This is a genomic window from Clostridia bacterium (genome assembly GCA_026414765.1).
Lineage (GTDB): Bacteria > Bacillota > Clostridia > Acetivibrionales > DSM-27016 > SKW86.
Genome location: JAOAIJ010000053.1, coordinates 1 through 16,845 on the forward strand (window position 1 = coordinate 1; position 16,845 = coordinate 16,845).

At 39.1% G+C, this 16,845-nt stretch carries 8 protein-coding genes; all 8 read right to left on the reverse strand.

Features of this window, described 5'->3' with window-relative positions; genetic code table 11:
- Positions 1 to 4,793: hypothetical protein (locus N3I35_19705; GenBank protein ID MCX8132306.1), on the reverse strand; the 4,793-nt coding region annotated here is incomplete at its 3' end.
- The gene (locus N3I35_19710) at positions 4,793 to 5,671 is read right to left on the reverse strand and encodes a hypothetical protein (protein ID MCX8132307.1); all 879 of its coding nucleotides are present in this window, start codon (positions 5,669 to 5,671) and stop codon (positions 4,793 to 4,795) included. The genes N3I35_19710 and N3I35_19705, both read right to left, overlap by 1 nt.
- A 13-nt stretch (positions 5,672 to 5,684) precedes the next feature.
- Positions 5,685 to 7,754: a hypothetical protein gene (locus N3I35_19715; protein ID MCX8132308.1), complete on the reverse strand. Its 2,070-nt coding sequence runs from the start codon at positions 7,752 to 7,754 to the stop codon at positions 5,685 to 5,687.
- 522 nt (positions 7,755 to 8,276) lie between these two features.
- On the reverse strand, positions 8,277 to 10,937 hold the full coding sequence (ppsA, locus tag N3I35_19720) for a phosphoenolpyruvate synthase (GenBank protein ID MCX8132309.1): 2,661 nt from the start codon (positions 10,935 to 10,937) through the stop codon (positions 8,277 to 8,279).
- 284 nt (positions 10,938 to 11,221) lie between these two features.
- Complete coding sequence (locus N3I35_19725) at positions 11,222 to 12,196, reverse strand: phosphotransferase (protein ID MCX8132310.1); 975 nt, start codon at positions 12,194 to 12,196, stop codon at positions 11,222 to 11,224.
- 189 nt (positions 12,197 to 12,385) lie between these two features.
- On the reverse strand, positions 12,386 to 13,666 hold the full coding sequence (locus N3I35_19730) for an MFS transporter (protein MCX8132311.1): 1,281 nt from the start codon (positions 13,664 to 13,666) through the stop codon (positions 12,386 to 12,388).
- Between the two features lie 109 nt (positions 13,667 to 13,775).
- Positions 13,776 to 15,824 carry an AAA family ATPase gene (locus N3I35_19735; protein ID MCX8132312.1) on the reverse strand — a complete coding sequence of 683 codons (2,049 nt, stop codon included), beginning with the start codon at positions 15,822 to 15,824 and terminating at the stop codon, positions 13,776 to 13,778.
- A gap of 233 nt (positions 15,825 to 16,057) precedes the next feature.
- Entirely contained in the window at positions 16,058 to 16,810 is a 753-nt protein-coding gene (locus N3I35_19740; protein ID MCX8132313.1) for a MerR family transcriptional regulator, read from the reverse strand.
- Positions 16,811 to 16,845: the final 35 nt, after the last annotated feature.

Consider the following 16,845-nt stretch of genomic DNA (forward strand, 5'->3'; position numbering starts at 1 on the left):
GTATCATTCTGGTCAAGGTTCTTTTCATTACCAAAGGCATCATAATCGTAACTCTTGATAACATTTCCATCTGTTCCAGTTAATTGTACCACATCACCATGAGCATTGAAAAGCATGTACTTCCTGTTATTGCCTGTCCCATCTTCACTATAGACTAAATTTATCCCACGTACATACTTGTTAGCTACGTTTCCTGCCCCATCAAGCTCCAATACAATTTGATCGCCATCCCACACATGAGTTATTGCTGCTCCATTCACTGCCTTTGAAGTCCTTAACCCATCCCCGTTATATCCGTACTCTACCGTTTTATCCCCTATGGTCGTACCTGTAAGCTGGTTGAATCCATTGTATGTACTTATTGTAATATCTGTATTCCCGCCCTCACCCGCAACCACTGCCGTATAGTCTTCAATTTCCCCTTCTGCTATGGGCTTCTCGGTTTCTACAGCCTTGTATATCTGATTCCCATTATCATCATAGTTATAACGCGTTATTTCTGATATTCCGACTTTTTCCTGTACTTCTGTCAGCAGCCTGTTCGCCTTATCATACTCATATATGGTAGTAGAGGCATTTTCTCCGGTTACAGTCATTTGTTCCCTGTTGTTATAATCATCATAACTGTATCCGGTGGATGTTATGACAATCCCATTCAGTTTTTCTGTCTCGGTAGCCAGCCTGCCTGCTCCATCATATATGTAGTCCGTAGACTTACCGGTAATTGTTTCATTTTTACCTGTCTGATTCCCATCCAGACTGTATGTATAACTGTACTGTGATATTATATCTGTTCCTTTTTTATTTGTAAGCAATATTACCTTATTGGCAAGGTTATAACTGTATTCCGTTGAATTACCATTTGAGTAGACTAAACTCTCCCTGTTTCCATTGTCATCATATGCGTATGTGGCAGTCAATTGTCCGTTCTCAAACACTTCATGCAGCCTGTTCATTTTATCGTAGGTGTATGTTGTGTTCATTTCGGTTTGACCGTTTTTCTTTATGATCATGGATTTTCTGTTATTGGCTGCATCATACGTGTACTCTTTTACCACACCATCCGAGCCTGTTTCAGATATCAGCCTCCCCAGATCATCATAAGTACAAAGAGTGTTCGAATCGGCTCCTGTCGCTATTCTGCTTCCGGCCAGGCTGTAGCTATATGTACGTACAGCATCACCATCGTGCTCAGGAGTTATTACACTCATCGATGTAGTCCTGTTCAGGGAATCGGGGATATATGTAATTACATTTCCGTTCCTGTCAGTTTTCTGAATCAGATTTCCGTTATAGTCATACTCATAGCTCTCTTCTTTTAGTAAGGGGTCGACCATTTTTCTTAGCTGTCCAAATTGGTTATACTCATATTTGGTAACTGAGTAATCCTCGTCGCCTGCTGTCACAATATTATCCAGCCCCATGATTTCCAAAGACGAGCTGAGACCGGTATACATTCGCACCTTGTTGCCTACAGCGTCGTAATAATATTGCGTATAGTTCTCAGGAACTTCCCCGTTGTATAAAGTTACCTTCAGCAGCATATTCCGGCTGTTGTATTCATAGGCTGTCTTGTCGAATTTGTCTGTCTCTCCGGCCTTGTTTGAGCTTACCTTTTCAAGGACAATATTCCCGTTACGGTCATAGTAGTGCTTTTTCGTACTATAGTACAGGATTCCGTTATTGCTTTCAAAGGGTATGGATTCCTTAAGCACTCTTCCCATGCTGTCATATTCATAGCTGGCAGAGTACGGTACCTGAGCTTTGTTTCCTTTGATGTCAGTGACAGCTTTTGCCCTGCCTAATGCATCATATTCTGTTGTTGTAAAGTCTCCTTTTATATTGTAGGCTTTTGTTGGCTTCCCCTCAAAGTTATACTCATATTTCGCAGTATAAGGCTCTGTCCAGCTTTCATTGTAAGCTCTTGCTGACTTTTCTTCTGTTTTGTTACCCATATAGTCATACTTGAAGGTATCGAAGTACTCGATCCCTTCGTGCATACGGCTTTGCTTTTCTATTAACCCAAGCTTATTTGCATATGAATTTGTTGTAATCGAAGGTGAGCTTGCATCGCCTATTACTGTTTTGGATACTTTTGAGTATAGCCCGTTGTCAAATGCATCATCGTATGCATATACTTCTTTATACTTTACTGCATCTGAATCATCTCTGATTTCCTTCGATACAAGCCTCCCATCACTGCAATATGTGTTTACTGTCCTGCTCTTATTGTTGTTATTTGATTCAGCTTTCAATCTGGATAATTCATCATATATAAATGAACTAAGGATTTCTCCACTTGTCATGTCTTGAATGAACAGCTTGTTGCCAAACTCGTCAGACTTTGTTTTCATATGGCTGTTGTTTTCATTGGTTTCTATTACATAGTTTTCGCTGTCATTGTATTCCCATGCCTTACAGCTGTTATCAGGATTAATCTGTGTAAGAGGCCTTCCAAGCTTATCATATGAAAATTGTATTACATTGCCCTGACCATCAGATTTGGCTGTAATATTTCCGTACCAATCATATGTTACAGTCTCGTCAATAACTCCAGGATTGTATCCTGTTTTTGATGCTATAAGATTACCATCGGCATCCCTTACATTTTCTACCCACTTACGGGTAAGGTATGCACCGTTGAACTTTTCGTTCCGCATTCCCACATTGTCATCGTAGCTATATTTGACAGCTACAAAATCAGTCCAGTTATCCAGGTAATTTCGTTCCTCACTGACATTCCCATACGAATCGTAAAGATATTGCGCCTGCTTTCTCAGAGTTCCATTTTCTTTTATCCTTGCCCATTCAATAGCCTTATGGTCGGCGTAAGGAGTATACTCCTCTGTAATTGTTGTAGCCCCATCCTTCTTGTATGTCTTTGTAATTGGATAGTGGTACTGGATATCATATGTATAGCTGGTTTTGTGTTCATCGTCTATAGGTATGTTATTGGCATCCCTGCTTGCCTGTGCATCCCAATACCCCAATAGATCCCTGAATACTGAATCGTATTGATAGTTTTCTACCTTCTCAATGTATTTACCTGTACTCTTGTTATATACTCTATTTACAGTAGCAGTTTTGAGTTTCAATTGTGGGTCATAGGTGTTTATTACTTCAATCTTATGATCTGCGCCAGTACTCAGTATTCCTGTGCAGAACATGCTCACCTCACTTTTTGATGGGTTTTGCAGATATTTATATGTATATGTTTGCCTGTTTCCCAACACATCGTCTATGTCTGTTGTCACTACATGGCTGCCCGGTATGCTTGTGTTGAAATAATTTGGATAGCCGTCATATTCTATCTTGCCATCCCCAATAAAATAGTTGTTATAAATATACTTTTTGTAGCTATGTCTTGAACCGTCTTTTTTATAATCTGCCCGCTCAGTTACTTTTAGAAACTGCTCGTTACCCAGCACCCCTAAATTCCTGGTTGTATACCTTGGATCGGAGTATTTGTATTCCGTCTTCCCCCCTGTAGGGTAGGTGATACTTTTCAGACAAGCATAATAATTTGTAGCTTCAGCATAGACAGGGTCTTTTTTTCTATAGCAGAACCTGGTAGGGTTTGATGTATATTCATATTTTGTTTCCCTTCCTGCAGGGTCAACAACACTTGTCAAATTATAGTCTGAGCCAAAAGGTCCACCAGCTGCTCTGTTATAATATATTTTTTTATTGTTAGCCGGCTCAGTATCGTCCACTACTTCTATGGTGACTCTACTGCTGGAATATGTAATATTAACGGTTCTCCCCACGCTATCAATTATTTTACTTATTAAAGGGTGATAGTTTATACTTGTGTCATGATAGAACTTTATTTCATTCCCAAATCTGTCTTTAATCCCCAACAATCTTCCATCGCTGCCAAAGTAGGTCTTTTTCCCATCCTTTTCGGTTAGTACATAGCTCGAATTCATCTCCCCATTGTTATAGGTGCCATCGCAAGTCACTATCCTGTCTTTAAAAGGATATCCTACAAGATGGGAATCTCCTCCATCTGAGTCAAAGCTTATGAGCCAAGTTCCGTAGCTTCCGTAATGCAAATATTCATAATCTCCGCGCTCTTCAATGAATGGGAAATCAAGGGACCATCCTGTTCCTAGGTTGAAATAGTTTTCATTTACCGTATCATTCTTTAACTCGTCCCAATAAGGTGTGTCGTATATTATCCACGGCATTCCGTCAGGGAAAAAATAGTACCTGATTTCTGCTTTGAAATCCGAATACTTATATACCTCCATTATTGTGTCATTACCTGACATATACGAGTAAGAGGTGTCAAATTCTCCGTTATTATACCTATCAGCAAGCAGTTGAGCAGGTTGGGAATAGGAATAGTATGGTGCTTGGCTTACAAAAGTGCTTGGTGTAGTACTTGACAGTACCCCATTAATATACTTATAAACTGTTTGAGTACCATTTACTCCGAATCCTAATGAATAAACTGTGTACTTAGAGCTGCTAACGTAGCATTGAAGCTCACAATAATTAGCATCATAAAGGCTATAATTTCTTGTTATTGCAAGATCCAAGCCATTCCTACCTTTTAGCACCAGGTCGGTTTGCGAGATATCAAGATTTCCGCTTGCCGGATCTATATATTCTGACTGAGCAGAATTTCTAATTGAAAATGATTCAACCGATCCCTGTTTGTATACAGAGATTGGATATACGTAGTTGTTGTAATTATCAGTTACTGAATCAGCAAAGACAAATGAGGTATTAAGTGCAAATACCGAAAGAAACATAGCGAAAAGGCTTAAACAAAGCTTCCTTAACATTACTTGCCACCCCCTAATACATCCTTTACAGCCTTCCATTCCTTTTTATCCTTTTTCAGGTTGAGTACCTTGTCCAGCTTTACTTTATTCTTATTTGCAAGGTCTTTAGCAAAGGCGATATCAACTATATTGTCAATACCATATTGCCTGCATTTTTCTATCTCCTGGTCAGTTATACCATACTGTTTTTTCAATATCCTTTCTGTATCGCTCTCTATTTGGGCGTAGGGAATAAATTTTCTTTTGGATGCATTAATGTTTTCTTCCCAGTACATCTTTTTAAGTTCCTTTATTGTCTTTCCTTTCTTCAGATTTTTGAAGATTTCCTTATATTCCTTTTTATAGTTGAATGACATTATTGCTACTTCATTTATTTCTTGTTCTGATAGCCCTTGATTTTTCATTTCCTTCACTTGCTCAGAAGGAATTTTCAATTCTTCGACCGGCGTCTTTGCTTTAATATCCAGCTCTTTTATAACATCATTCCATGGTCTGCTGACTTCTTCAACAGCCCTTTTATCTCCGTTTATTTTATCTATGAATGTGGTTTTGCCCTTCATTTTTAATATTTCTTCAGGAGTTTTATCGCAGAACAGTGATAATTGCTCTGCTCTATCTATATCATAAAAATCATAACCTTGATTATATAGTTCCAACTCTTTTTCTCTAGGCAGCTTTTTGTGAGCTTTCTGAAGTTCATTCTCCCACTCTTCATTAGTATCAGCTTCTATCTTAACAATTTTGTTATCATATTCGGATTTGTTTAAAGAAGCATCTTTCTTTGCAGCAACTGTACTCACAGCGTATGCTACAGTTGAGACTGCAAATATCACAATAGTCATAATTGCAAGCATTCTGGCCCTTTTTTGTTTGAACATGTTCCTGTCCCCCCTATTCTACCGTATATACTATTTTTGATTGACCGTTTATTTTTGCTTTGAAGCTGATACTGTTTACCGGACCTGATTTTGATTTGCCCTGTGCAACTGGATTAACAATTACAAAGGTTACTTTTCCTGGTACATATTGCGTAATAATTACATTTGTCCCAGGAATATCTCCAGTAATCAGCTCTTTTTTCTTCGTAGCAGTACACAGGTCTGTCACTTCCAGTTCTTCAGTATTATACGTTACGGTAAAACTTTTCTGACTATAATCTGTTATATTGCTTGCCTTTAGAACAAAAAGTACCTGTTTCCCGGCTGTACAGTTTAACGTATATTCCGGTCCTAATGTTCCCTTCTTCAGAACTGGACTCCAATCTGTATTACCTTGAATGGTTACCGCTTTTACATAATACATGTGTTTTGTATTTGGGCTAAGTCCGCTGTGGACATAAGTTGTTGAGCTCCCGTTATCAATCTCAACCCCATCCACTTTTATTATGTATCCTATGGCTCCATCAACAGCATTCCATGAAATCGTAATCGCATTACTTGTAGCAGTAGCTGTAGGAACACCTGGTGGAGCTACTGCAGTCCTGCTGGAAACAAGCGAACTGAACTCAGTCTCTACATTATCCCCATTCTTTGATTTAACTTGAAAGTCATAGCTTGTATCCGGAGACAGTCCTGTTATTGTAATCGCCTTATTTTGCAAAGTAATCCAAGTAGGTATTGTAGTAAGTTCCCCTGCAGATGTAACAAATCTTGCCCCTGTCTTTATCTGATATTCGGTAGAAGAATGGTTGCTGTCAGCTATATGGGCCTCAACTGTTGTAGATGAAAAATTAACAAGACTTAGACTTGGCATGTCAGCCAACGTATACATATTTTTTGAGAAGCTTTGTATGTGCCCTTCCGCATCCCTGGCCTCAAACCTGAGTTTGTATAATGTATTTGGAGTCAGCATGTAATTCAGATTATTCAGTACATTACATGTAGTGGCTGACATCCAGTTTGATTGCTTTAGAGCTTCATCTGAAGAGTTTAGAACCGTGTACCTGTAGGGCAAGGCCGCAAGTCCGGAAATGCTGTCAGTTGCAGACCCTGATATGGTAGCACTATTTACAGATGTTACAAATGAAACTGTTCCCAAAACCGGCAGCGTCTTGTCCACAGTGAAGCTGACAGTGGAAGTAATTGGCGCACCAATCCCATCGCAGATTTCAAACTTAAGTGTATGGATACCTTGTGTTATATCTGATTGACTAAAGTCTATCGGACTAAAATCAACGGTTTGCAAATATCTGGTATTAGTGGCAACCTTCGTATCCAGGGGAGTAGTTGCAGAATCCAAATACAGCTTACAGGTCACATTATTATTATCGACATCAGACACTGTTATTTGTGGAGATACACTTGTATCAAGGTCGGAAAACATTGTATTGATGGTAGGAAATGTTACTGAGAACATCGGCTGCTGATTTGCATACTGCCTTATATCTGTTTTTTCTATTCTTGCAATCGAACTGGTACCATCTGATATGTTAAACTGGTTTGAGTTTTGAATCAGATAATTACACGCTCCGCCTACCAAATAGTACCCAATATTACTATCGAATGGATAAACAAATAGCATCTGATTATTCCATGTAGTCACATAATAACCGGCACTAGGTATTATACTTATAGAAGTATCTATCGCTGGCGCAGTAATTTGAATATCGTTCTTGTTCCAGCAAGTTAATCTGGGGTAATTTGACTGATTAAGTGTAAGTAAAGTAGAGCTATTATTACCTTTGAACCTGACTCCGAAAAAAAGCTTACAGTCGGAAACTCTTCTGATAACAAAACAGTTTGTATAATAACTACATGACCCTACCCAATTCAGATTGTAGTTATTTGACGAAACCCAGACATCATCAAATCCAGGTATTATTGACTGGGTAGCTGCAAATGCTTTTTCCCCTCCAATTCTAATAAACCATCCACTTACAAAAGGATTAAATGATACGTTAAAACAGATAAGTAGAAATAGAACAAAAGCAGAAAATGACAGTTTCTTGATTTTTTTACTCACTATTGACTCTCCTTTACAATATTTTTATTTTTTTAGCACAAAATCATCAACATATAGGCTAAAACTCTGTCTCCGCCAACCAGTAGACATTTTTCAATAAATTAATAAACAAAGCACTTGGTTTGCATAAAAACCCAAGTGCTTATTGACTCATACACTTTATATATTTATCACAGTCAAACAAAACCTTGTACAAACCATTACATTCATTGTTAAAATTAATAATATAGATTTTAATAAATTAATATACCCATGTAAATATAAATATACAAATTTTGAAAAATATTTATTTTTCGACATATTTCTCCAATTTATATTACTCGGCCTCTTTAGCACTGTTAATTTCTCTAAATATCTCCATATTACACTTAAAACAAAAAAAATACGCCACTAAAGGATAAACATTGTGATATCATCTCATGTAATTACTTCTTTTATTCTGAAAAAGCGGCCCTGATTGGACCGCCTTCCTAGCTTTCATCTTTTATTTAGCTCCATAGTAGGAAGACAACAGCTTCCCCGTTATAGGATTTCTACATACCCTTCTGTTCCATGCACTCGGATTCGTTGCCCATCCTTTATCAGTTTGGTGGCGTTTTCTACTCCGACAACTGCTGGCAAACCATATTCACGTGCGATAACTGCTCCATGGGTCATCAATCCACCAACTTCGGTGACTAAGCCTTTTATGGATACAAACACCGGTGTCCAACTAGGGTCAGTAAAGGAGGTGACTAATATATCTCCTTTTTCCAGATCAGCATCTTCCATGTTTAAGATGACACGTGCCCGTCCCTCTATAATTCCGGAAGAAACAGCTAGACCCGCAATAGCTCCGGCAGGGAGATTTTCTCGTTTGTACTCACCCACGATGATTTCACCATCAGACGTGATAACACGCGGAGGAGTTAGTTTTTCAAATAATTTGTACTCTTCTTTTCGCGTGCAAATGATTTCATAATCCAGTTTATTTGTGACTAAGACTTCGCGAAGTTCTTCAAAAGTGAGGTAATATATATCTTCTTTTTCATGAATAATATTTGTCTGTACGAGCCGATCGGCTTCTTTCAGTAAAGCCTGCTTATAAACAAAGTATCGGCTAACCATACCGTATTTTGGATATTCACGATAGCCAATGAAATTTCGGATTAGGTCAATCATCCGCTTTGTTTCTTTGACTTTTTCTTCACCATCCGGTAATTGCTGCAATCGTTCCAATAACTCTTTTTCTTTTTCCAAAGCTTCCTGTCGCCCTTGCTCAAATTTCCGATGGCTGGCATTAGGCTCAAAGCTTTTGATGTTATTGAGAATCATGGGGATAAGTGTCGTTGGTTTTTCGCTCCAGCGAGCTTTAGTAATATCGATTTCTCCGCTACATCTCATTCCGTATTTGTTAAGATAAACATAGATAGCGTCTTGGATTTTCTGTCCACCATCAAACTTAACCAGTTCATCTAAAAAGTTATCATCTTTTACATTTTGTAAATAATCAATTACTTCCGGGTAAGGACGAATCACATCTGCCACATCCATTAACGCCAGACCCATTTCCGAAGTGATATTGTTTGGTACAGATTGAGAAAGTATGTCTGCTGCGTTCTTCTCACCCAACCACTCGTTCATTTTTTCATTGATCCAAAGTGAAGCATTTATGGCAGCTGTATATACAGCTGTACTTTGTGGGTCAAATAAGATCCTCTTTAACTCCTGGATATCTTCCAGTATAAAATCAATTAAATCTGTTCCTGATTTCCCTTGGATATTTTGTTTCAACTCTTTTATGGAGGTTTGAGTTTTTGTAATCAAATCAGAAACGATTGACGGATTGTTTTCGATTTGTGCTTGAGGATTTGCAGGCGGCTTAACTTTATCACTATTGCCAGAACTCTGCTCTTGCTTATCATTTGGTAAACATTTTATAAAATCCCGCTCTATTATGGTCATAATTGCGTCTTTTGTGAGCGGTTCGAGTTGTCTCATGTTATTTAATAACGTTTTTCTGCCGTCCGGTGAAGCCAGCATTTGTGCCACATCAACAAACAACCTTCCACCGGCTTTAAACCAGCGACCATAAGATATTAACTGCATTAAAGACATTCCCAATGGTTTCAAGGGGTTGGTCATCATTTGTTGATGGCCGACAGATAAATAGACATGATTTTCTTCATCATTCGCTTCAGGAATCGGGTATAAAGTAGTAATTGGCCGACTCTGGACAATGTACAAGGTAAGGGGACACTCCTCATTTAGCTGACCGTCTCTGGGGTCTGAGGAGTTTCCCCTGCCTAGGCACCATTCGATGTCCTGAGGGCAGCCGAAATGTTCTTCGATCTTTCTGCCCATGCGCTCAAGCTTCAAAATCTGCTCATCTGTCAGTGCTTGCCTATTCTGCCGCTCAGGCTCAATATCCTGTTCTTTCGTACCGCCATCTTTTAAGGCATAAATAGCCAGCTTCTTGGTGGATATCTTCTTATCGATAACCTTGCCGTTACTCACTTTATAGATATCAGCATTTACCAGTCCGGAGACCAAGGCCTCGCCAAGTCCGAAGCTGGCATCGATGGATAACACCTTTCTATTAGAAGTGACGGGATCGGCAGTAAACAAAATCCCTGCCACCTGTGGGAATACCATCTTCTGAACAACCACAGACATGTGGACTTTACGGTGGTCAAAGCCGTTTTGAAGGCGGTAGGTTACTGCCCTCTCGGTAAACAGTGATGCCCAGCACTTGATGATATGCTTTAGGATTGCCTCCCTTCCGATAATGTTTAGATACGTATCTTGCTGGCCTGCAAAGGAGGCCGTCGGTAAATCCTCTGCAGTTGCGCTCGATCGTACAGCATAGGCATTTTTTTCTCCAAGCCTGGAGATAAAGCGGGTAATCTCTTCATTAATGTCTTCAGGGATGTCTATCCCTTCGAGACATAAGCGAATCTCGCCGCTAAGTTCAGCGATTTTATCCCGGTCTTCCACCTTCAGAAGCGATAACTTTTCAAGTAATTTGTTAATCGATGACGTTTCCTCAATGATTCTTTTAAAGGCTTCAGTAGAAATACAAAAGCCATCCGGTACGCGAATTCCTTCAATCCTGGAAAGCTCCCCCAGGTTGGCGCCTTTCCCCCCAACAACCATAATTTTTGTTTTATCAATGTCCTGAAAACCAAGCACATAAGAACTCATTGTTTACCTCCTTTGTCAATCCTTCTTTGATGACATCCTTCGTGCTAAAACGATTTACCGAGTATTGTACTAGCCTATCTATAATGTACCTTTTGCAAACATTCTATATACACATGCAACTTCCTTTGGATTCCATAATAATCCCTCCAACAAACCGCATTAACGTGCCATTGCATTATAGCACTAGTAAATAAGAACAAATAGTCTGCATTTACATTTTTTTATATGGTATAATTAAAGTGGGGAGAATTCATGTACTGACATTTACCTATTGTCCCTAATTGCTATGTTTCCTCCGCTTCTTTTTCATCATAGAAAAGAGGCAAAGTTTGAAGGTCATTTACTTCTCTGTCGGCGCTTGGCAAACTTAATGATATACCTGTCTCCGCCTTCTCGCACTGTGCCCGCCATTCCATTAACCAGTCGAGCTGTCTATCCAGAAACCTTTCATCAACACAGTCAAGGCCATTAACTTCAATAATTGTTGCCTGAAGCTGATAATGTCTGATTGCAATTAAGTCATAAAACGCCTTAATCTCCTCGTCGTTTAAGGTTTTGTATCTTGAATAGCCTGTAAGGAAACGTTCATAGATATGTTTTGATTTTTTATACCCATCTCTCTCAAATTTAAAATAATTCGTCGAGTCGCACAATACCATTATGTCATATACAGGAAAAGCATTGCAGGAAGTATCAAAATCTAATATGAAATACTCTCCTGCCGATGTCCGAAGAAGGTTTCCACGATGCAAATCTCCGTGACAAAATCCTGGGGACAGGTTCTCAACTCTTTTCCAAAGCACATCGCCGTACTCTTGAAAAATGGCTATTTTGTTTTCGGGGTAGCGCTTTTTTCGCAAAATATTAATATATCTGTCAATAAAAAACGGTTTGCCTCGTATCGTTAGCCCACCTCCATAACTCTGCATTATGTTATGAAGCCTGCCGACAAGAGTACCAATTTTTTCTATATCTTCTCCTAATTCAGGTTCTCTTCCTTCAATGAAATTAAATAAGATATAAAGATAGTTTTCCTCTGGGGTGTCAATACCGAAATACGGCAATCCATCCTTTGTAAGTATTATCCCCGGTACAGGGAAAGCGTTCTCTGTAAGATAAATTAGTATTTCAGCAGACTGTTTCGCCGTGTCCATGAATGCAGGAGGTACAGCTTTCATAAAATATTTTTTATTTCTACAGGAAACAATATATGAAAGACATCCTTCATTTACCATATTTTTACTTAGAATGGAAGACACAATCATTGCACAGTTTTCAAGTCAGTAATCCAAATTCTGCCCTCCTGATTGATTTTAGAGAGAAGCATTGACCTATGAATTTTCTATCATCACATAATGAGTAGTCAAATTCTCCGTGACGAATCACTATAAATTGAGCCCTTTCAACTTCCCATAACCACTAAAGACTTTATCGCCATTACTCCCTTATTAATCTGTCTGGTCAATTGTACAGCCTTTTTCTGCTTCCGTTGATAATGCTGCAATACCTTCATTATAAAAACTGCGGGATAGGAAAATACTCAGGGCAAGTAGAATTATGAAAAACGCACAGATAATAACCATAGTCTGTATTCTCACAAAATCAGCAAGTGGTCCGAAAATAGCCATGCCAAGTGGCATAAAGCCTGTGAACATCACGTTGACCAAACTGAAAACCCTTCCGAGCATAGATGGACCGGTCTTTTCCTGAACCATTGTAAAAACTGCTGTCTGGGCAGCTGGTATGGTCATGCCGATAAAGAACATAAGCATAGCAAAAATCCAGAATGTATTAGTAAAACCTACTGCAAAAGAAGCAACTCCATAAATCAATGTTCCCAGGAAAAATGTCCTGTTTCGATTTTTAAATCCACCTGTGGCACCAAGCAGAAGTCCTCCTGCTAAAGCCCCTGCAAAGCCTACAGCTTCGTTAATTGTAAGAAACATAACACTGTCGCCGAAGGTTCGTTCAATCATGAGTGCCGTCAGGAAGCCGGAAGGTACACAGAAAAAAATGTAGGCCCCATATGTTATTAGCATTCTTTTAAGAAACTTATGATTCCAGGTAAACCGAAGCCCTTCCTTCATTTCTGTGAATATTGATGTTGGCTCTGTTCTTTCCGCTGCCTGATGCTTCGGTATTTTTATGAAAGCCAGTATGCTGATACCAATAACTGCAGTAGCCACGTCTATAAACATGATGTTGTAAATTGGACCGGCAGCCATAATCGCCCCGGCAGCAATAGGGGAAACGAACTGAACGACGGATTGAATACTTCCATTGATACCATTTGCACGCATGAGCCTATCTTCAGGCACTATCTGAGGAATAACTGCATTTACTGCAGGTGTCTGTATTCCGCTGCCGAGTGATCGAATTGCGGAGACTATTATAATTGCTGGAAGAGCAGCTTCACCCATGTTACCCGACATCATGAAAAAGGCAAGCAGCAGTGTCGTCGCAGCAATAATTGTATCAGCGGTTATTATAATCCGCTTTCTGTTATAGCGATCCGCCCAGACTCCGGCAAACAGCGATATTACCATTTGCGGCAAAAATGCTGACAGTGTCAGGACAGTAACCCATATTCCGGAGGATGTCTCCAGAGTTACATACCAGATAACTGCCATTTGAACGATTTGTGATCCAAAGAGTGAAATACCCTGACCAATTAGGAAGGCAATTACCTTTCCCCACCACTTTGGGTTTTGCTTTTTTTCAGAATCCATATTACTCCTCCTAAATTTTGATAAAAAAAGTATACCATCAGCTTTTTCACTGGTGGCATACTGTAGGGATGTGTTTTTTACGCACTCTTAAAATTCGCAAGTGCATAGATCAGCACCCGGTTAGTAGTCTGGAAATTTGCCCATGAGAGGTTATGGTAAGTTTATGCATAGCTCTTGTACATGCAATGTATAAGAGACTCCTGTCATATTCCGAATGGTAAATATCCGAATTTACGAAAGGAATAACAACCTCATCGAACTCAAGACCTTTCGCCATATGTATTGCGGTAATCGTAATTCCATTTGAAAACTTTGTGCTGCCAAAATCCAATAAACTAATTTCATGCTTCTGGCTCAATTCCTTATAGAGCTCTTCTGCCTGACTATTTGTTCTGCATATGATTCCAATTGATGAATATGCACTTCTCTCAAACTCCTCCAGAATACTGTATATCTCCGCCAATTCCGAAAGCCTGTCTCTGCATTTCTTGATCTGCGGTTCATCCCCATGACGTTCAACAGGATCTATATTGTGATTCTGTATTTTTTGAGCAAATTTTATGATTTCAAAGGTGGAACGATAGCTTTTTGTTAACTCAACAAATTTTGTATTTTCATAAAGCTCCATGAAGGATAACTTTGAAATGGAGTTGTAAGGATTAACTGACTGTCCAAAATCACCTAAAATAGTTTTTCTGCAGCGAAACAGCTTTTTAATAACGGCATACTGAACTGGCGTGTAATCCTGCATTTCATCAATCACGGCATGCTTAATACCATCATATTCTTCTATTCCTTCGAAATATATTTTTAAATAGAGATACGGGTATACATCCGACGCCTCTAATTTGTTGCCGCTTTTCATTGTAAACAAATCTGGCCTTCCGATGAATTCAAAAAAACCGGTATAGAATTCCAATATGCTTGTAAATTTAAGCATTGCAGCGAGCTTTTTTTGAACTTCTTTTCTCCCGGGAATCTTTTGTCCTGAACCGCCTTCTAACTTCATTCTTTCAATTATATTCTCTGCAATTTCTTCCATTCTTTGAAGAACCGGCTTTGATCTAAGCGCATGATATCTTGTTTTGACAAAACCCTTTTGTACCGTAAATTTACCAAAAATGCAATCACAAGGACAGAAACACTTTTCATCGGTATAATCAAGATACTGATCCAAAAGAGATAAAAACTCCAAGGAGGACTTAAACTTAATTCTTTCCGCCAGATTCTTATCATTTTCTTCAAGTGTTGTTTCAACTTGTTCTGCAAAGCTCTCAAAATCGATTGAATGGTTCAGCAATTCAAAGGCAATGTCCTCATAGCTGCTTTCCGTCACAGGCTCTTCACCTAACTCCGGCAGTACGTTTGAGATATAGTCAGCAAACACCTTGTTGGGAGAAATAATCATAATATTCTGAGCCGATAACCGTTCTTTATACTTGTACAAAAAGTACGCTACCCTATGCAGGGCAATGGATGTCTTACCAGATCCGGCTACTCCCTGAATTACCAAAACATCTGCATCTTCATTTCGGATAATCTGATTCTGTTCTTTTTGAATTGTTGCAACGATATTCTTCATTTTCTGATCTGAGGTATGGCTCAATTCTTTTTGAAGCACCTCATCATTTATGCTGATCGAGCTTTCCAGGGCATATTCCATGAGGCTGTTTTTTATTTTATACTGCCTTTTCAATGTCATTTCGCCTTCTATAAGCCCAACCGGAGCTTCATAAAACGCATGTCCAAGCTCGAAATCATAATACAAGCTTGATATTGGTGCACGCCAGTCGTATATAAGCATATTGCCTCTTTTATCAACATATGAAAACCTTCCGATGTAGAACGGTTCCGATTCCTCCTCATTTTTATGAATGAAATCAACCCTGGCAAAATAGGGTGAATCAATCAGCTTTTCAATTGTTGTCCTTCGTTTCATTGTTAATTCACCGGAATTAACAATTTGGGAAACTGACTTTTCGTTGGAGAAAATCTCCATTTTATCCATTCCGCTTCTGTTTTCCCAGAGGTATTTCATTGATTTTTTAAACTCATCTTCATATTTTGAAACTGTAGCATTCAATTCAGTTAAAGATTCCTTTAGTTTCTCCATAATCATATCAAGGTACTTTGATTCATAAGATAATATTTCGTTCATTATTTTCCTCCTGACATTATTGAATAATGAAAACACCATATAAGTTTTTCATGTTCATTGCGGCATCCTGTAAATGTACAATTCATCTTGGCTTATACTTTCCCGAAAAAAAGTATACCACCAGTTTAAAAACTGGTGGTATACTGGAAGGTTTGCTTTAATTTATTTAGTTGCATCAGCATTACTCCAGCACAATTCTGGATACTGTAAGCATATTCCCCATGGTTTACTGCCTAAAGGTCTTCCTTTCTTTTTGTCATTAATTCAAGCATTTCTGTCATGGCCAGTGCATCCTTTTCAGCCATGCTAAGTGCTGTAATATATCTGTCTGCTGCGCATACGATATCTTCCTCTTCACCGGGCGTATCAATAACCTCACGTATATTCCTGTCTCCCTGATCCAGGCGATTCAGCATACGCAGTATAGACATCATGGAATAATGTGCATTGCGAAGAGTTCGGATTATTTTCAGCCGGTTCATTTCTTTTAGTCCATATTTTCTGTATCCGTTGGAACTGCGCGGTACAAAAAGCAAGCCATTTCTTTCCCAATCACGCAAAACGTCTATAGTGATGCCTAGAAATTCAGCGACCTCAAGTCTGCCGCAGAACACAACAGTTTCATCTGACTTTGCATTGTTCTCAATGATATCCAGTGCGATGCGTATTGCTTCTTCAGCCCTTGCCTTTTCTTCCCGAAGATGTTCCAGGTACCCCTGTGTGCTTTGGTATGCCCCGCAAATATCATCCGCAGCCGCCTTTTTCACGATTTCATAGACTTCCTGCCTTAACCTGTCGCTGATAATTTCAGCGCGGAAGGCAGTGCGAAGCAGATGGAGCTGTTCAAGATGTCTGTCGTTAAAAATGCGATAACCACTCTCAGTTCTCGGTATAACAGGAAGCAGCCGCATCTCCTCATAAAACCGTATGGTATTTGGGTGAACACCTATCATCTTTGCTATCTGAGCTGTTTTATAGGTTTTCATCAAACTGCCTCCCTTCCTATCACTTCTATAATTCA